The organism is Opitutales bacterium (genome assembly GCA_013215165.1).
In the GTDB taxonomy this organism is placed as follows: domain Bacteria; phylum Verrucomicrobiota; class Verrucomicrobiia; order Opitutales; family JABSRG01; genus JABSRG01.
Genome location: JABSRG010000017.1, coordinates 23,382 through 39,994, shown reverse-complemented (window position 1 = coordinate 39,994; position 16,613 = coordinate 23,382). Strand labels below are relative to the sequence as shown.

At 49.9% G+C, this 16,613-nt stretch carries 21 protein-coding genes; 6 read left to right on the top strand and 15 right to left on the bottom strand.

Annotated features, from left to right (window positions below; genetic code table 11):
- Positions 1 to 67 precede the first annotated feature (67 nt).
- Positions 68 to 808: a DUF547 domain-containing protein gene (locus HRU10_05315; protein ID NRA26653.1), complete on the top strand. Its 741-nt coding sequence runs from the start codon at positions 68 to 70 to the stop codon at positions 806 to 808.
- A 43-nt stretch (positions 809 to 851) separates the two neighbouring features.
- A complete protein-coding gene (gene mnmA / locus HRU10_05310) occupies positions 852 to 1,928 on the top strand; it encodes a tRNA 2-thiouridine(34) synthase MnmA (protein ID NRA26652.1) in 1,077 nt (358 codons plus the stop codon).
- A gap of 3 nt (positions 1,929 to 1,931) precedes the next feature.
- Here mnmA and HRU10_05305 read toward each other — a convergent pair whose 3' ends face one another.
- Together HRU10_05305 and HRU10_05300 are read right to left on the bottom strand one after the other, a co-directional pair.
- Positions 1,932 to 2,705, bottom strand: coding sequence for a M48 family metallopeptidase (locus HRU10_05305; GenBank protein NRA26651.1), 774 nt, complete (start codon positions 2,703 to 2,705; stop codon positions 1,932 to 1,934).
- Positions 2,686 to 3,330: a MazG family protein gene (locus tag HRU10_05300; protein NRA26650.1), complete on the bottom strand. Its 645-nt coding sequence runs from the start codon at positions 3,328 to 3,330 to the stop codon at positions 2,686 to 2,688. The genes HRU10_05305 and HRU10_05300 overlap by 20 nt, the downstream gene beginning before the upstream one ends.
- Positions 3,331 to 3,438: 108 nt before the next feature.
- Here HRU10_05300 and trpC point away from each other — a divergent pair, with 108 nt between their 5' ends.
- The 4 genes from trpC to HRU10_05280 are packed head-to-tail and all read left to right on the top strand — an operon-like array spanning position 3,439 to position 5,733.
- A complete protein-coding gene (trpC, locus tag HRU10_05295; GenBank protein NRA26649.1) occupies positions 3,439 to 4,233 on the top strand; it encodes an indole-3-glycerol phosphate synthase TrpC in 795 nt (264 codons plus the stop codon).
- Positions 4,234 to 4,235: 2 nt separating this feature from the next.
- Complete coding sequence (gene rsmA, locus HRU10_05290; GenBank protein NRA26648.1) at positions 4,236 to 5,087, top strand: ribosomal RNA small subunit methyltransferase A; 852 nt, start codon at positions 4,236 to 4,238, stop codon at positions 5,085 to 5,087.
- A 56-nt stretch (positions 5,088 to 5,143) separates the two neighbouring features.
- Positions 5,144 to 5,353, top strand: coding sequence for a hypothetical protein (locus HRU10_05285; GenBank protein ID NRA26647.1), 210 nt, complete (start codon positions 5,144 to 5,146; stop codon positions 5,351 to 5,353).
- Positions 5,350 to 5,733 (top strand): PIN domain-containing protein, encoded by a 384-nt coding sequence (locus tag HRU10_05280; GenBank protein NRA26646.1) that lies wholly within the window; start codon positions 5,350 to 5,352, stop codon positions 5,731 to 5,733. Before HRU10_05285 ends, HRU10_05280 begins: the two co-directional genes overlap by 4 nt.
- Here HRU10_05280 and HRU10_05275 read toward each other — a convergent pair.
- The 13 genes from HRU10_05275 to nrfD all read right to left on the bottom strand — a co-directional run bounded on the left by HRU10_05275 (position 5,730) and on the right by nrfD (position 16,607).
- Positions 5,730 to 6,284 carry a pyridoxamine 5'-phosphate oxidase family protein gene (locus HRU10_05275; protein ID NRA26645.1) on the bottom strand — a complete coding sequence of 185 codons (555 nt, stop codon included), beginning with the start codon at positions 6,282 to 6,284 and terminating at the stop codon, positions 5,730 to 5,732. The two genes, HRU10_05280 and HRU10_05275, sit on opposite strands and share 4 nt — an antisense overlap.
- A 6-nt stretch (positions 6,285 to 6,290) precedes the next feature.
- Positions 6,291 to 7,112: a PhzF family phenazine biosynthesis isomerase gene (locus tag HRU10_05270; GenBank protein NRA26644.1), complete on the bottom strand. Its 822-nt coding sequence runs from the start codon at positions 7,110 to 7,112 to the stop codon at positions 6,291 to 6,293.
- A 53-nt stretch (positions 7,113 to 7,165) separates the two neighbouring features.
- Positions 7,166 to 7,816, bottom strand: a complete 651-nt coding sequence (locus HRU10_05265) for a class I SAM-dependent methyltransferase (GenBank protein NRA26643.1) — start codon at positions 7,814 to 7,816, stop codon at positions 7,166 to 7,168.
- 255 nt (positions 7,817 to 8,071) lie between these two features.
- Positions 8,072 to 8,917, bottom strand: a complete 846-nt coding sequence (locus tag HRU10_05260) for a response regulator (GenBank protein ID NRA26642.1) — start codon at positions 8,915 to 8,917, stop codon at positions 8,072 to 8,074.
- A 258-nt stretch (positions 8,918 to 9,175) separates the two neighbouring features.
- Positions 9,176 to 9,871: a cytochrome c gene (locus tag HRU10_05255; GenBank protein NRA26641.1), complete on the bottom strand. Its 696-nt coding sequence runs from the start codon at positions 9,869 to 9,871 to the stop codon at positions 9,176 to 9,178.
- A 4-nt stretch (positions 9,872 to 9,875) separates the two neighbouring features.
- Complete coding sequence (locus HRU10_05250) at positions 9,876 to 10,613, bottom strand: cbb3-type cytochrome c oxidase subunit II (GenBank protein NRA26640.1); 738 nt, start codon at positions 10,611 to 10,613, stop codon at positions 9,876 to 9,878.
- Between the two features lie 22 nt (positions 10,614 to 10,635).
- Positions 10,636 to 12,105 (bottom strand): cbb3-type cytochrome c oxidase subunit I, encoded by a 1,470-nt coding sequence (locus HRU10_05245; GenBank protein ID NRA26639.1) that lies wholly within the window; start codon positions 12,103 to 12,105, stop codon positions 10,636 to 10,638.
- A 15-nt stretch (positions 12,106 to 12,120) separates the two neighbouring features.
- Complete coding sequence (gene ccoS / locus HRU10_05240; protein ID NRA26638.1) at positions 12,121 to 12,309, bottom strand: cbb3-type cytochrome oxidase assembly protein CcoS; 189 nt, start codon at positions 12,307 to 12,309, stop codon at positions 12,121 to 12,123.
- Between the two features lie 3 nt (positions 12,310 to 12,312).
- Positions 12,313 to 12,594, bottom strand: a complete 282-nt coding sequence (locus tag HRU10_05235) for a hypothetical protein (protein NRA26637.1) — start codon at positions 12,592 to 12,594, stop codon at positions 12,313 to 12,315.
- Positions 12,595 to 12,603: 9 nt separating this feature from the next.
- Entirely contained in the window at positions 12,604 to 13,872 is a 1,269-nt protein-coding gene (locus tag HRU10_05230) for a hypothetical protein (protein ID NRA26636.1), read from the bottom strand.
- A complete protein-coding gene (locus HRU10_05225; GenBank protein NRA26635.1) occupies positions 13,869 to 14,525 on the bottom strand; it encodes a cytochrome c in 657 nt (218 codons plus the stop codon). Before HRU10_05225 ends, HRU10_05230 begins: the two co-directional genes overlap by 4 nt.
- A gap of 4 nt (positions 14,526 to 14,529) precedes the next feature.
- Positions 14,530 to 15,084, bottom strand: a complete 555-nt coding sequence (locus HRU10_05220; GenBank protein ID NRA26634.1) for a DUF3341 domain-containing protein — start codon at positions 15,082 to 15,084, stop codon at positions 14,530 to 14,532.
- A gap of 5 nt (positions 15,085 to 15,089) precedes the next feature.
- The gene (gene nrfD / locus HRU10_05215; GenBank protein NRA26633.1) at positions 15,090 to 16,607 is read right to left on the bottom strand and encodes a polysulfide reductase NrfD; all 1,518 of its coding nucleotides are present in this window, start codon (positions 16,605 to 16,607) and stop codon (positions 15,090 to 15,092) included.
- Positions 16,608 to 16,613: the final 6 nt, after the last annotated feature.

The window sequence follows — 16,613 nt, the reverse complement described above, 5'->3', positions numbered from 1 at the left end:
GTCTGAGACAGAATCTCCTAGCACTGATGAAACGGGAATAAAGAAACCGAATACGAATCAAAACCATATGAGCCCATTTCGTCATCTCTTTAAATCTACTTTTGTAGCTGCTGCTCTATCTGCCACGCTCATGGTTGCGAATGAAAATGAATCAGGCCTCCATCAGCCATATGCAGAGTTGTTGTCTGTCTATGCCAAAGCCGAAGGTATAGACTATGCCACATGGTTCCAGAGCCCAAATGACAGGTATAAGCTGTCAAAATATATCTCGGCTTTGGGTGAAACCTATCCAAAGACATCTGGCTACGAAGATCGAAAAGCAATCCTGATCAATCTATACAACGCAGCGATGATCGAAACAGTTTTCCAATACTATCCGATTAACAGTGTTACTGAAATCATGCCGGATTTTGGGATTTTTCGCAAAAAGCATATCCAGCTGGGGGATGACATTGTATCGCTGGATGACATCGAAAAGGGCATTCTATTGAAAGAATATCCAGACCCTCGCATTCACTTTGCGGTGAACTGCGCGAGCATCAGCTGTCCCCCTTTACGGCAAGAGCCATACTATGGCGAACGACTTAACGAACAATTAGAAGAGCAAACACTATTCTTTGCCGGCTGGATTGAAGGCTTACAAATAAGGGAAGATCGTGTACTTCTCAGCTCATTGCTCGACTGGTATGCCCACGATTTTGAAGACAACGATCCAATCGGCTTTCTCAACCAATACAGGGAGTCGGCAATCCCACGCGATCGGCCCATTGAATATATACCCTATAATTGGGACTTGAATCGAGAATAGCACTTCCTTGCACACGGAGATTCTCTGGTTATTCAATAGTGTTATGGCGAAAGAGAAAATCCTGGTAGGGATGTCGGGAGGCGTCGATAGCAGCGTGGCTGCCTTTCTACTTAAGGAGGCGGGTTACGATGTATCCGCGGCCTATATTAAGGTCTGGATGAATGAGACCGACGTGTTCGGTCGCTGCCCCGCACAGCAAGATATCGATGATGGATCGGCCGTCGCGGAACTCTTAGGGATCGATTATCAAGTGATCAACTTGATCGAAGATTACCGATCTCATGTCGTAGACTATCTCGTGGAAGGTTATCGTAAAGGGGTGACCCCCAACCCGGATATGCTGTGCAACCGGGAAGTGAAATTTGGAGTCTTTTTGCGCTGGGCGATGGAACGGGGCTTCGACGGAGTAGGAACCGGTCACTACTGCCGACGTATCATTAACGAACCGGACAAAGCTTTTATTCACGAGGGTCTCGATCGAAATAAAGACCAGTCTTATTTTCTCGCTCTCCTGCGCCAACAACAGATCCAAAAAGCGCGCTTTCCTCTGGGAGAACTGACAAAACCCGAAGTCCGCGCCCTTGCAAAAAAGCTTGGCCTGCCCAACGCAGACAAGCGAGACAGTCAGGGGATATGCTTCTTGGGTGAAGTGAAAATCAACGAGTTTCTCGGGCAATTTATCGAAGACAACCCCGGACCAATTATCAATCACGAGGACAGAATCGTCGGCGAACACCTGGGTTTACACCGCTACACGATAGGACAACGCAAGGGTATCGGCGTGCCTTCGAATACCGATAACAAAGCTTATGTGGTTGTAGACAAAGACTATCCTACGAACAGCCTGCACGTTGCTTTCGATCAGCCAAACGCAGACGGGCTTTGGCAAGAATCCATGGATGTAGTCCATATACACTACGCAGATGAGACACTTGAACACACTGTCGAGATTCAAGCAAAGCCGCGCTACCGCGATCCATCCCAAGCCGTCACCTTTACTCCCACTGGAAACGATTCTGCCACGATCCGCTTTCATCAGCCGCAACGCGCTTTAGCATCCGGCCAAGTAGTCGCATTCTACGATGGAAGCCGTCTCATCGGAGGCGGATTCTATGCCTAACACCTAAGAATGGCGACCGAGATTCATGATGCCGCGGCCGACCCGATTGAGCTCACGGTCATGCCCCCCTGCACTCGAATCATACACATGGAGGAGATCCCAAAAATGCCGACTGTGGTTCATCTCACTCAAATGCGCCAACTCGTGATAAATCACGTAGTCCTGTAGGATCGGCTCGAGCAAAATCAAACGCCAATTCAGGTTGATACGCCCCTGGCTAGAGCAGCTCCCCCAAAGTGTCGACTGATCACGCACTGTCACTGGCGGAGCTGGAAGACTCACTGTCCTAGACAAATAACTAACGCGCGAAACGAGGTAATCCTTTGCCACTGACCACAAGACTTGCTGCCACAGCTCATCACAGGCCGGATGGTCATGCTGCAAATTGACCCGTATCAGTTTCTGGTCGGTGTCCAATTTATAAAGCGATCCTTCTTCATCCAGATCCTCATCCTCAAACACGATCTTCCACTTCTTACCCTCAAGAGAAATCCAACCTTGCTCAGTCACGTATTCACAGAGACACAGCCCTTCAGGAATCTTTTCTAAAGCCTCGCGTAACCAGGCTTTATTTTCCCGCACAAAACCGATCGCCTCGTCCGGTGATACTCCACGGGGCACAGTTACCCGCACATCTTCGATGCTCTTCGCACTTAACTTCAATCGCCTGGCAGTAGCGTGAAAATGAAAAACCACAGGGATTCTGATCGTCTCATCATTTACGATCAGTTCCACTGGTTGAGTCCAACCTTGCTGGTTAGCCGGTTTTTCGCGCACGTGATTCGATTTCTTCTACAAGTTGTGTGGTAAAGCAACGCAGGGCAGTCTCAGGATCTATCCCAGCCTCTTTACACTTCACCACGATCTGAAATAAATGTTCCCCCATTTTATGCTCATCTACACTTGAGATGGGTTTTTCAATGTTATTCCTAACTAAATTAGCGTTAGGTGAAATATTATTGCGATCAATTTGCTTCAACACGTCTGCCGCATACCGCAGTGCCGGGAGTTGCGGCGGAAGATCTTTAAATATGCCCTTGGGTTTTGGCCTATTTTTTTCCAGAGCTTTGATTTGATCCCATCGTTTAAGCACTGATTCTGAATCATCCAACGCATCCTCATTTCCAAACACATGAGGGTGACGACGCACCAGTTTTTCATTGAGCTCGCGTGCTACATCTTCAAAAGCAAAATAACCGTTTTCTTCGGCGATTTGTGCATGCATCACAATTTGACACAAAACATCTCCCAACTCCTCTCGCATATGTGGCATATCGGCGTGATCAATTGCCTCAAGAAGCTCGGAGCATTCATCAATGAGGCAGCATGCCAAACTCTGGTGGGTCTGCTCTTGATCCCAAGGGCATCCGTCAGGCGCTCGCAACCGGCGAACCGTTTCCATGAGATCTTCTATCGCACTCACAATCTTGTTTCAACTTATTCAATAAAAATAGGTTAGTCGAGTTGCTTTTCAGAACTTTACTCGTGAGAAGGAATTCCCAATTTCTAAATGGACAAATTAGCAGAAATCATGGCGTGGAAACGCAAAGAAGTCGCGCCACGCATTCGCCCTATAACAGATCGCGAGCTTTCCAAGCTGAGTGAGATGCAACGCTCAAGTATCTCCTTTGCCAAAGCGCTCGTTCGAGAGGACGGCCTTGCCGTTATCGCGGAGATCAAACGAAAATCTCCCTCTGCCGGTGAAATTAAAGAGGTCGCCGATGCTGCTGAACAAGCGCGCGTCTATCTCAACGCCGAAGCCGATGCTCTCTCCGTCCTCACAGATGAAAAATATTTCGCCGGCACATTACGCGATCTTTGGGATGTGATCGATTTCATAGAGACTCACCAACGAACGATACCGGCCTTACGCAAGGACTTCATGGTCCACCCTATCCAAATTGTCGAAGCCGCTGAAGCCGGCGCACGCTGTATCTTGATCATCGTGCGCGCCCTGAATGACGATGAGATCAAAATGCTCTACGACAGCGCCACACAAGCCGGGCTAGATGCACTCTTCGAGGTGCATACAATGGAAGAACTTGAGCGGGCGTTAAAATTTGAACCAAAAATTGTCGGCGTAAACAATCGAGACCTGACAAAATTCGTCACCGATCTAGCGATCTCTGAAGAAATCATCCCACAGATCCCCGACGACGTGGTTGCCGTGAGCGAGAGTGGCATATTCACCGTAGAGGACGCTGAACGCGCTAGTGCTGTTGGAGCGAATGCCATCCTGGTCGGGGAAGCTCTGATGCGAGCTGACGACCCTGAAGAGCTGATGCGAGGCTTTCACGCCTGCTAAGCATGAAAGACCCCTTTGCCCTGTTGAACCCAGGTTCGACACGCTCACTCCTTGCTGAGCTTGGCCATGACCCAAACAAAAAGCTGGGGCAGAATTTTCTGGTAGATGCGAATATCGTACGCAAGTCCCTGGATCTGGCAGGTGTCAGTTCCACAGATACGGTCGTCGAAATCGGTCCCGGCCTAGGCACCCTGACTCGAGCCTTACTGAGGACAGGTGCAACGATACATGCAATCGAACGCGACAAACGCCTGTTCCAATTTCTTTCGACACACCTCGTTCCTCATTCTGAAAGCTTTCACCTGACAGAAGGCGACGCTGTGGCCGATCCGATTGCGGGACTCAAAAATAAGGCGTCCTTTAAAGTCGTGGCGAATCTGCCCTATGCCATCACCAGTCCATGGATGGACGCTCTACTTGCCGGGCCCTTGCCAGATTCCATGACACTGATGCTACAGGAAGAGGCTGCCGACCGCCTCACGGCAGCACAAGGATCGAAAGCCGTGGGCGCCCTGTCTGTCGACGTGGCGCTTGCCTACGAGAAGACAGCCCTCCACCGCGTTCCCGCTCAGTGCTTTTATCCACCACCTAAGGTCGGCTCGGTCCTCTTACACCTTCAGCGCCACGAACAGCCACGAAGTCTAAAATCCGCAACAAAGCAGTTCATACGCTTTGCATTCACTCAACGCCGCAAACAAATTGGCTCACTGGCACGGAAATACGATATCAAGGACATCGAGGGGATGTTAATATCAGCCAATATCGATCTTCAACAACGCCCCGAGTCGATCTCGGTAGAACAGTGGACATCGTTTGACGATAAAATCTCGCACAAAGCAGATCTTAAACTCTGACATTTAAATGCCAGTCTATTAACCATAAATCAAACCCAGCTTTCATTATGGCAAACATGGATATAACATTTAAAAAAATTACTGTTCAAATACCAGATGAGCTCCTCAAGAATGCCCAGGAATTCACGCAAGAGGGTGTAACTCAAACAGTAAATGCCGGACTCGAAAAACTAGCAGCAAGCCTAGCATACCAACGCCTTGGAGAACTTAGAGGCAAATTTCCAGGCATAGAATTGGATGTCAGTTCATCAAGAGAGGGTCGATGATAGCAGTAGACACCAGTAGTTTAGTTGCATTTTTCCAAGGAGAGCTCAGCGTCGATGTGGAGGCTATTGAACGCTCTATCAGCGAAGAAACCTTAATCGTGCCTCCTTTTGTGGTTACAGAAATATTTAGTGCGAAAAATTTGAGCACTGAAGCCAAGCTGGTTGTAGATAGTCTGCCGACACGAACCCTTGATGTTTCGTTCTGGAAAAGAAGCGGCCTACTGCGGTTAAAATTACTCAAGCTTGGCCTCAAAGCGAGATCAATAGATAGCCTCATAGCCCAATTCTGTCTTGATAATAAGCTCACGCTCATATGCGGGGATCGAGATTTTCGCCACCTTTCTGAGCATACAGGGTTGAATCTGCTTATCGAAAGCTAACTTTCGCCACCGCCCATAGCCGCTAATCCATCAATACTTTCAGTATTCTTCTCCCGGTTATAGGCCTCGATTCCATCAGGCCCCTTACGCTCGGCCCATTTCACTAGAGTTTCACGCTGTTCCTTAAGTTCAAACTCAGGAACACCATAGCCACAAGAGTCCGAGATGCGTTCGCCACGTAACACGATGATAGCACGTGCACCCGGTATTGCCTCGAAATGCTTACTGTATTCCTCCCATTTTGGGCTATCAGGATAGATCACCTCACCCTTTCCATGGACCCGAGCGATACGCGGGGGTCCCCAAAAAGCACACCACATCATGACCATACGCTGGTTCTCCTGAATATGAGCTATTGTTTCCGCTCCACTGCCAGTGAGATCCAGATAAGCCAGCGTCTCACTATCGAGTATCCTTAAAGTATCGAGGCCTTTGGGTGAACAATTTACGAATCCGTCGCCCGACAACGGGGCGGTCGCCACAAAAAACATCGGTTGCTCTTCGATCCATGCGCGAAGCTTGTCGCTAATCTCGGGAAATATTTTGGCCATAATTATCTATGCTAAGACTTTTTGTGAAACAGTTCCTTCGCTGAACACTCGGGTGCGCCCACGAAGGCAAATTTTTTTGTTTAGCACTTCGCAATCCACAACACCCCCACGAGGCGAAGCTTGTAGAGCTACCAGTCGATGTTTACCCAAAATACGAGACCAATATGGAGCCAACCAGCAATGCGCCGAACCCGTTACCGGATCTTCGTCGATACCATGTCTTGGAGCAAAGAAACGAGATATAAAATCGTGCGGTGACTCACTATCATCTGCTGCTGTAACGATAAGCCCACGCTTTGTAACTGATGATACCGCAACGAGATTCGGGTTCCAATACCTGACATACTCAGCACTCTCAAGGACCAAGGCGACATCCATGCCCTCGAATGTATCGATTACTCTACAGGGAAGCCCCAATAGGTTGAATTTCTCGGAATCTACGGCCTCAAATTGAAGCTGAGGAAAAGACATTTTCAGAAACTCACCCTCAGCTTCCACAGTTAACACACCACTCCGAGTCTGGAAATGAATCGACGCGGCATCGGGATAACGCTCAAAAATAGAGTGGGCTGCTGCTAAGGTCGCATGGCCGCAAAGATCGACTTCTACGACCGGAGTGAACCAGCGCAAATCAGCGTAGATCTGGCTTTCATCTGCACTGATTATTTCGACAAACGACGTCTCACTGAGATTAAACTGGGAGGCAATCTTTTGCCGAAGACCATCGCTAATGACATTCTCTAAGATACAGACAGCAGCTGGATTTCCAGAAAAGGCCCGATCCGTGACAAAGGCATCAATCACCTGAAAGCGCTGATCTATGCTCATAGTTTTGTTAAACTAAGAAATTCGTTAGATCCGGAAAAAAACTCAAAATCAAGCTATTTTACCGTCATCCTCGCTCCCTGCGAAGCAAAATACTCCCGGAGAGACTCCACAGGATAGCGTTCACCATTGAGCTGAACGAGAGGATAAATAAGGACTTCTTCCCGGCTCACACGAAGGAGTTCACTCAGAGATTGCCGAATAAAAGAAGGATCAAACCGATTGCCGTAAAGGAAGAGGAAGTGGGCATTGAGCACCAAATCATAGCTGCCATCTGAAAATGGAAGCTCCGGCAGCGATGCACACACATAGCGGCCCAAAGCGCGTCCAATCGGATAGTCCTCAGAAAAACGACGCAAAGCTTCATAGCGCAGACGATACACCTCTTCCATTGAGGAATAATGTGAAAACCTGAAGTGCTGTTTTTGCTCTGCCGCTTTTGATAAGACTGACTCAACATCCATGGACCCTACCCTTCCCAGCGCTGATGCCGTCCGATCATAAAGCGGATCGCAGGCAGTCACTTGGAAATTCCTATGGGAAGCTTCCGCAGCGAAAGACGAAGGACCTGCCGAAACGTCGAGTGTACTCTGAGACGCGAGCACATTGTCGTGCAGGTCAAAGAAACGAAGATATTCGTCAAAGGTCCGTCCGAGGAAGGCGATAGATTCGATGGGATAGATGTCAGGCGTGGAAAATGTTTTCATGTCGATCATAGAAGCAGGAAGATTGAAGAAACAAAAAGCCGAAGCAGGTGATCTGGCTTCGGCTTGGCAGAATGGATGGGTGCTCTAAAGGCACACACTTTGAGTGTCATCTCATCGACACCATCGCCAAGACGAAGCTGTCCACCACCACACAGATGTGGCTCCTGGGACTCGCAACTCGACTGGCACAGTGTTAATCATCGGCCAGAGCAAATTCGCTCGATCCCTAGTCTTCAAGCAAATTCTAGCACTGCGCTATCCGACTGCTACCGAACTCTGGTCGAGAGCATACTGATCGATAGCCGCAATAATGTCATCTCCTCGTGGCTTTGAGATCCAAGATGCCGCACCGACCTGTTTGCAGCGTTGAGACATCTCTTTGTTGATCAAAGACGAATATACGATCACGGGTATATTATCGCCGTGGGCCTGATTTTCCTTTATCTGTCGACAAAGTGTAAGGCCGTCGAGTTTGGGCATCTCAATATCGGTTAGCACCAGATCCACATAGTCGTGTATCGACCCGCCATCATCACTTAGATGATCCCAGGTGCGCTGGAGATATTCGAGCGCAGTCGCTCCATTATCGAAAGTCATGATTTGTCGATAGCCTGCGCTCTTCAACGTTTTCATCGTGGCATTGCGAATCATCCGAGAATCCTCAGCATATACGATTTTCACAGATTCGCGATTCTGAGCACGCTCCGGACTGGGAATCGCCATTCCAGATTCCTCGCGCTGAGGTTCAAAGTCGAGCATGAGGCGCTCGAGGTCGAGTATGACGACCACACGATCGTCCAGACGGACAGTTCCGGTAACAAAGCCGACACTGCCAGCATAGTCATTCTGAACGGCATCAAAATTTGTCCAAGCAGTCCGGTGAATCTTGTTCACACGATCAATCAGAAAGGCATTAACTGTCTGGTTGAAGGAAGTAACCAAAATCAGCTGACGCTCCGGGTCTCCTGGCTCTTCGTCGAGTCTGAGGGCCGAGCGCAGATCAATGAGCACAACTGCCTTCTCATGAATATATACCGTCCCCATCACTCCATCCGGCGCCCGGACGGCCGGGGTAATATCAATATTTTTCCGGGCGATCACTCGCTAAACTTTAGATACGTTGATTCCGTAACTACTATTCCCGATATAAAATTCGATGAACTCGACTTCGTTGGTTCCCGTCGAAAGCAGGATTCCGTCTTTTTTCTGATCAGTGGCTGCAGACATGGTAAAATGTAGGTGAGACTCTAGACTCAAACATCGCTGAACCACGATCTGTCTTTAGAACTCGATATAAATGAGCAAAAAAAAGGCGTTCATCCAACTCGGAGAACGCCAGAAAAATAAGCCTATAGCTGTCTACTCCACAGGTCCGAAGGCCTCAAAAAGCTCTGGACCTGACCATGGACCCGAGCGCTGCATGGGAGCAAGTGCCATGTAGCTTTCCATCTCAGTCGCCGTGATCGGATCTGCAGCGTTACCCCAAGAGCTACGGATGTAGGTGAGGACTGCGGCTATGTCCCGTGGGCGCAGGCCGGTGCCGTTAGGTCCAAATGCCGGCATATTACCGTTATAGGAATTACCCATGACCTCAATTTCACCCACTAGCCCGTTGATAAGGATACCCGCTAAGAGCTCTTCTGAACCCGTCACCCAGTTCGACCCCGCAAGTGGAGGAAATGCTCCCGCCATGCCATTGCCATCAGCTTGGTGACAAGCAACACATTGGGCATAGATACGCTCACCGCGTGGCATGAGCCAATCCACTGAGTCATAATCAGGCGGTTCGACAACAGCCATTCCCTTTGTACTAAACTGAGGATCATAAGCATCCCAGCGAAACTCGCCAGAATTCTTCTCGACGTAGATACCGCCCCAGAAAATGAGCGCGGAAAAAACAAATAACAGAAAGATAGGGACGGGAGTGAATCCTTCGCTGGGCTCCGACTTTTCCCGTTGCAACTGGTCATGAATATACTGGATATGGTCATCACCTACCTTGGCGTGTTCCAGGGTATGACGGGAAGGTGGAATAGACTTTGGGTCTTCGGACATGCTGCTATTCTTGGAAGGGTGCCTCAGGAAGGGCGTAGTTGAGTCGCAAGCTTTTCAGGTAAGCCACCAGAGCGCGTGCTTCCATCTTTGGGACCACCTGCATGCCAGCAGGCGGAGCATCTGGAGAATCTGAGGGAATTTGCACCGCGTCGGGTTCTGGAGTTCCGTCGACTATAGGTTTCAATTCAAACAGGTAACGGTAAGGAGGCATCGTTGAACCCACCGAAGTCAGTTGTGGGTTATAGAGATGTTGATAGTGCCAATGTCCATCGTCGGCAGAGATTCCACGATCTCCAACATTCTTTAGATCTGGCCCCGTGCGCATGGTGCCAAGAAGGACGCGGTCTTGTAGAATATAGTCACGTGCTACGGATTGTCGCTCACCCCAGAGTCGGTCTTGGTCAGCGCCAAAACCTTTTCGACGCACCTGCTGGCTGTGGCAATACATACACCCTTGGGACATGTAGACCTGCTTGCCCAGCTGGGCCAAGCCCAAGGGCTCTTGAGGATACATCGGCTCACCCTCCATGAGTAAACCCGGACGCTCAATCATTTCTCCACCCTCGACTAAGGGCTTAAAAAAGGTAGTTCCAGAGATTTGGTTACCCTCATCATCCATTAAAGCTGGTGTAGTCGGCTGTAGCCCACCGAGCTGGATTTCACTGGATATGATTAATCCAGTGAACGAAAACGCTAGCGCAGCGAAGAAGCCGAAAAACAGCGTATAAAAATTCTTCATCATAAGCGATGCCTCCCGAGCCAAATTAGGCTTCAGCCTCCTCCCCAATTAAGGTAGGACCTTGCTTGTAGCGAGCCCAGCGCCCGCCGATCAGCAACCAAAAGAAGTTCACTGCAAAGGCGATGTGGCCCACGGTTAAGAGAATACCAGACACAGAACGGGCGTAGAGATAGGGAACCGTATTCTTTACGATATCGAGAAACTCTATTTCTGGGTTATTCATCTCGGATCCTTGAATCCAACCGCCGACGCTCAGTGCAATCACCATTGCGGTAATGCCCACCGCGGTAGTCCAGAAGTGCACTTTGATCAGAATCGCTGAAGGCCACTCACGCTTAAGGAGCCGAGGCATAATAAAATAAATCGCCCCAAACATTACCATGGTGAAGAAGGCATAGAGACCATGGTGAGCGTGGCCGACGGTAAAATGGGTAAAGTGAGTCACCAGATTAACTTCGCGGATGGCCATCAGTGAACCGATCAAACTCGCCAGGGTATAGTTCATGGCACCAAACACCGTAAAACGCAGGGTGGGACTTGCCCATACCTCACGATGATGCCCGACAACAGACAGGTGGTGATTGATTGCCGTAACAATCACGGGGATCACCATCATAACACTGCCGACAATACCGGCTGTGATCAGCCATACTGGGATGGGTCCCCCCACCAAGTGGTGCACACCTGCCCAGTTATAGAAAAGAGCTAGGGACCAAAAGCCCAAAACAGAAAGATAGTAACTGTGGATAGGCCGCCCCAACACCTTTGGTATGAAATAGTAAACCGCAGCCAGCCCGATCGGCGTAAACCAAAGCCCCAAAACGTTGTGAGCAAACCACCAGTTCGTAATGCTCTGGACGACGCCTCGCGCCGGGACGAAGTTAATCATCACTTGCGCAATGATATAGAGCCAAGGCAGCCAGAATAACGCAGCCAGCACATACCACTGGGAGACATAGACGAACTCTTGTTTCCGATTAAGAAAACACTGGACTCCCCAAAAGCCGATCCCGAGGTAAGCCACCGCCAACAAAGGCGCTGCATAGGGGGGCATCTCCAACCATTCGACACTGGTCATGTCTCCTTTGAGGATTCCGAAAACCCCGATTATTACCCCTAAATTCCAAAATGCTCCGGAGATATAAAGTATCCCTCCGTGCATCAGCTTAACCTTGCTCAGGCGAGCCATAAGCCAGAGTGCAACCGCTGCTGCTACATTGAAACCCCATCCATAGGCCATGGCGTTCAAGTGTGCCGAGCGCGCACGTCCAAAAGTCGACCACTCGATGTTACCCATAAACTCCGGGGTGTGCGCTTTGAAGGCTGCCATCAGAGCGAAGACAGTTCCGATCATGAGCCATACAATCGAAGAGGAGACAAATAAAATTGCGGGTCCCCGAACCGAATCATCGATCGCCGACAAGGTAACCCGTTCTTCAGAACTCGGGCTTGTGATCGGCTCGCTCGGACTAGGAGCTGGTGCAAGGGTACTCATATGTCGGAAAGTATATTAGCGGCGGGCGGGAAAGCGGTCTATCACAACTCCCTCTGGCTCATCCTCTGTAAAGACTGACTTTGCCTGCTTGTCAAAATGCTGAAAGTGACCGCGTTTGACGGACCACATCAAAACGAAGGAGGCCACAACGAAGAATATCGCAGCGACTCCAAAGAAAATTAAAAGGTAGCTGAACCATTCCATGGGTCAGTATTGCTGAAGTTTCTCGATGGTCAATGCCACCGCCTGATCCACGGGGATCTTATAAATCTTGTTTTCAGCGTCGATGAGCGCTGCTTCGTTCAACGCCTTCGCACCCGAAGCATCCACAGATTCTTTTGTAGCCGTGCGCATGTCTACGATCTGCTGGTTGACCGGCTCATTACGTCCTGGAAGATATGCAATTCCTAGAATCAGCACGAAAATCAACATCGAGCCGATCACACCGACGACCGTCAAAAGCGGGGAGGATGGTTTATCGTGTTCCATGGTGCTAAATTATTCGTGGTAATTGATAGACTCGAGAACATGAGGATCACGGATCGGGATGATCTCATGTTTCTTCATGCTAGAGAAGAAAGCCCAAGCGACGATGCCCCCGACACCAATCAAGGAGGCGAGATCGAATGGATTGATAGAAAACTGACGGACTTGGTATCCCACCAAGCTCGCGGGGTCGGTATCTGTGAGTTTCCCTGGAAGGATATTCCAGAAGATATCGAGGACACAGAAGAATAGAATCCAACAGGCAGCAGTCACCAGCGCAGGTGTGCGGATCTTGGTATTATAAAAAAGCAGCGAGAGGAACGGTGCGAAAAAATGACCGAATACGAGCCCCATGCTGACCCACCACCAGGAGTTGAGCTCGCCGTTAGGGTTCTTCTCGCGGATGTTATACCAGAAGGTCTCTTCCGGTATGTTCGCCATGTAGATAAGGAAATATTGGGAAAAGCTTATGTATGCCCAGAAGACGGTGAATGCGAGGCAAAGGCAGCCGAGCAAATACTTGTGCGACTGGTTCACCAACCCCTTCAAGTAACCCTTGTATCCTAAATAGACTGTGATGAGTACAATAACGGCAAGGGCTGCCCGCATACTCGCGGCAAAATACCAAACGCCATACATCGTGGAGAACCAGTGAAACTCGAGACTCTTGAACCAGTCGATCGCAGCGAGGGTTGTCCCGATGGCCATAAAGAATAGACCTGGGCCAGCTAGGCGGCGAGCGCGTGAGGTCCATATCCCATCTCCATCGGCGTCTTGGCTGATGGAAAATTTGCGGAACGCTTCAGCGAGCAGTATCCAAAGACCAAAGATAAGCACGACACGGACGATAAAAAACGGGATGTTCAGGTAGGCTTCTTTTGCTGTGTAAAGCACGTCATTCGCGACCGTCTCGCCGTTAGGCATGACATAATTCGGATTCATCCACTTCCACAGGATAGCGTTGTCGGGTCCAGTGAGGGGAATAATCGCCAAGGGAATGAAAAGCAGAAAGAGCCACTTAAAGCCGGATAATGCATGCTCGACCTGCCGGCGGATGATAATCGGCCAGCCCGCGTCAAAGGTATACCAAATCATCACCAGAAACAGCATACCGATCAAAATCGATAGCCAGAAGGCCAACCCGATCAGGTAGCTGATGAGGTTGCGCGGGTCGTGATCGCCCACGCCCATAAAAACCCCCACAAGCGCGACAATGATTCCGACGGCACCAATGCCGAGGGAGAGACCAGAATATTTTTTTGCTAATTCTTGCGCGTTCATAGACCCAGCGTTGCTTTCAATTCAGGAGTGAGCTCGTCTTCTTGAGTATAGAAGGCTTGTTGTAGCACGCGAACGTATGCGACTACCGCCCAACGTTCCTCGGCGCTTAATTTATCGCCGTAGCCCATCATCGTATTCTTGCCGAGGCGAATCGTATTATAGATCTCACCGTGAGGCATTTGACGGTAGTTGTCCGCATGAAAATTTGCCGAACCCACCAAGCCGTATTGCCCCGTAATGCCGCGACCATCGCCAGCAACACCGTGACACACCGAGCAGAAGATATTATATTTCTCAGCACCCAACTCGATGAAAGTCCCATTCACCTCGTAAGGGAATTCAGAAGCCCATTCACCCGAATCTGTTTTGCCGGTATATTTTTCAGGTGAGCGGAATTGCTCATTCTCAAAATCTGAGCTCCACACCTTCTCGTAGTCCAAAGCCGTCCCACGGGACACCGTGCCCACAGGTGCGGGTCGGTCGGCCATACCGTTGTTGAAAAATCCACTCTCTCCTTGAGGGTGATATTTCGCCTGGCGGTCCATATCCGGGAAAATGAAGATAGGCTCTTTCTCGTTCTTGTTACCCCGAAACCCTAGGACGGAAACGACCGTGACGATCACAAAGGCAAGTATGGCGATAAATATGCGCATGATCTTAGTTATTTGAAACGAGCTTCACATCGGTAGCTCCGAGATCCTTGAGAAATTGAATGGATGTCTTGGGATCGAATTTCTCGTCCCGCGCTTCGATGCACAGGAGAAATTTATCATCCGTTGCCTTGAAAGAGGGCTCGTAGTTGAAGATCGGGCTGTGGTGCTGCGGCAAGCGATTGAGAAAAAACATCCCAAACAGTGTGCCGAAAGCCGCGAAAAGAATAGTCATCTCGTAAGCCACAGGAAACGGGAAAATAGGGCTGTAGAATGGCTTTCCGCCCACGATAAGCGGGTAGTCGAAACTGTTCATAAACCAAACCATCAGGTTTCCCGCGGTAAATCCTGTTACGCCTCCGATCAATGAGAAGAGTCCCACCAAAGAGCGTTTTTGACCACTCGCCTTATCGAGACCGTGGACCGGGTAGGGCGTGTATGAGTCCCACTTTTTGAAGCCCGCATCACGAGTCTTGATACAGGCCTCGAAAATATCGGGAGGTGAATGGAATGTGCCAATGGCTCCAAACGTCTCTTCAGGTAGTAATTCTTTATCAGACATAGCGGTTATTTCTCCTCCTTCTCATCTGAGTGGCCGTGGTGACCGTGCGGATCTCCAGCAGGCATATACATCTTCACCTCCGCCATCGCGATAAGCGGCAGGAAGCGCAGGAACAACAGGAACAGGATCGAGAAGAGTCCAAAGGTTCCAAAGTAAGTAAAGATGTCTACCATCGACGGTGAGTAGTATCCCCAAGACGACGGAAGGAAGTCATTCGCCAAGGATGTTACCGTAATCACGAAGCGCTCGAACCACATGCCCACATTGACAAAAATCGACAGGATCCAGACCAAGGCGTGGTTCTCGCGAACGGCTCTGAACCAAAAGAGCTGAGGCGTGAACACGTTGCAGGTGAACATCGCCAGATAAGCCCACCAATATTGACCTAAAGCTCTGTTTACGAAAGCAAAGCCCTCGTAGGGATTGGCCCCATACCAGGCGATAAAGAACTCCATCGTGTAGGCGTAGCCAACCATCGTTCCAGTCGCCAACGTGATCTTACACATGTTGTCGATGTGGTTCTGAGTGATCAAATCGTGGAGCCCATACAGCGCTCGGAGCGGTAACATCAAGGTCAGCACCATGCCGAAACCAGAAAAGATCGCACCGGCAACGAAATAGGGTGGGAAAATCGTCGTGTGCCATCCGGGCAAAATCGAAGCGGCAAAGTCGAAGGATACGATGGTATGCACCGAAAGAACCAGCGGCGTCGCTAGACCTGCCAGAAGGAGATAGGCCATTTCGAAATTGCGCCAGTGATTGGTGGAACCGTTCCAACCCATGGAAGCAATGCCGTAGAAATATTTACGGAGGAAATACACTACTTTGAGGTAGCTCCGCTCCGCAGCTGACTTAGCATTGGCGAGGTGCTTTTGATAGGTCATCTCGACCCGATCACGGATGGTTGCGATGTCGGGAATCATACCCATCAACCAAAACAGGGTCGAAACGGTCGCATAGGTAGATACCGCGAAAACGTCCCATTCTAGAGGGCTTCGAAACTGTGGCCACATCCAGTTAGAATTAGGGAAAGGCGCGAGCCAGTAAGCGAACCAAACGCGACCGACGTGGAAGGTCGGAAAAATGCCCGCGCACACAACCGCGAAAATGGTCATCGCCTCAGCCGCGCGATTAATCGAAGTCCGCCACTTTTGCCTCAGCAGACAAAGAATCGCCGAGATCAATGTTCCGGCGTGACCGATACCGATCCAAAATACGAAATTTACAATCGCCCAGCCCCAGTTGACTGGATTGTTCAGGCCCCAGACACCCGTTCCAGAAGAAACCAGGTATATCAGACCGAATAGTGTGAAGCTCGCACCCACGCAAGCGACTGCGAAAGTCATCCACCACCACAGAGGAGTCCGTTCCTCGACGATGCTGCAGACCTTTTCTGTGACCCAACCGAGGCTCCGGTTATTTTCGACCAAATCAGGCCGACCCACCGGAGCAGGCTTTACCTTTGCCATAATCTCGTGCTGAGCCGATCCGTGGTCGTGTGCGTTTTCAGAAACAGTAGCCATGACTAT

Bases quoted from the DNA above. Each gene is read 5' to 3' on its own strand.
- HRU10_05315 (NRA26653.1), top strand. From the start codon at position 68: ATGAGCCCATTTCGTCATCTCTTTAAATCTACTTTTGTAGCTGCTGCT.
- mnmA (NRA26652.1), top strand. From the start codon at position 852: ATGGCGAAAGAGAAAATCCTGGTAGGGATGTCGGGAGGCGTCGATAGC.
- HRU10_05300 (NRA26650.1), bottom strand. From the start codon at position 3,330: ATGGAAACGGTTCGCCGGTTGCGAGCGCCTGACGGATGCCCTTGGGAT.
- trpC (NRA26649.1), top strand. From the start codon at position 3,439: ATGGACAAATTAGCAGAAATCATGGCGTGGAAACGCAAAGAAGTCGCG.
- rsmA (NRA26648.1), top strand. From the start codon at position 4,236: ATGAAAGACCCCTTTGCCCTGTTGAACCCAGGTTCGACACGCTCACTC.
- HRU10_05285 (NRA26647.1), top strand. From the start codon at position 5,144: ATGGATATAACATTTAAAAAAATTACTGTTCAAATACCAGATGAGCTC.
- HRU10_05280 (NRA26646.1), top strand. From the start codon at position 5,350: ATGATAGCAGTAGACACCAGTAGTTTAGTTGCATTTTTCCAAGGAGAG.
- HRU10_05275 (NRA26645.1), bottom strand. From the start codon at position 6,284: ATGGCCAAAATATTTCCCGAGATTAGCGACAAGCTTCGCGCATGGATC.
- HRU10_05270 (NRA26644.1), bottom strand. From the start codon at position 7,112: ATGAGCATAGATCAGCGCTTTCAGGTGATTGATGCCTTTGTCACGGAT.
- HRU10_05265 (NRA26643.1), bottom strand. From the start codon at position 7,816: ATGAAAACATTTTCCACGCCTGACATCTATCCCATCGAATCTATCGCC.
- HRU10_05255 (NRA26641.1), bottom strand. From the start codon at position 9,871: ATGTCCGAAGACCCAAAGTCTATTCCACCTTCCCGTCATACCCTGGAA.
- HRU10_05250 (NRA26640.1), bottom strand. From the start codon at position 10,613: ATGATGAAGAATTTTTATACGCTGTTTTTCGGCTTCTTCGCTGCGCTA.
- HRU10_05245 (NRA26639.1), bottom strand. From the start codon at position 12,105: ATGAGTACCCTTGCACCAGCTCCTAGTCCGAGCGAGCCGATCACAAGC.
- ccoS (NRA26638.1), bottom strand. From the start codon at position 12,309: ATGGAATGGTTCAGCTACCTTTTAATTTTCTTTGGAGTCGCTGCGATA.
- HRU10_05235 (NRA26637.1), bottom strand. From the start codon at position 12,594: ATGGAACACGATAAACCATCCTCCCCGCTTTTGACGGTCGTCGGTGTG.
- HRU10_05230 (NRA26636.1), bottom strand. From the start codon at position 13,872: ATGAACGCGCAAGAATTAGCAAAAAAATATTCTGGTCTCTCCCTCGGC.
- HRU10_05225 (NRA26635.1), bottom strand. From the start codon at position 14,525: ATGCGCATATTTATCGCCATACTTGCCTTTGTGATCGTCACGGTCGTT.
- HRU10_05220 (NRA26634.1), bottom strand. From the start codon at position 15,084: ATGTCTGATAAAGAATTACTACCTGAAGAGACGTTTGGAGCCATTGGC.
- nrfD (NRA26633.1), bottom strand. From the start codon at position 16,607: ATGGCTACTGTTTCTGAAAACGCACACGACCACGGATCGGCTCAGCAC.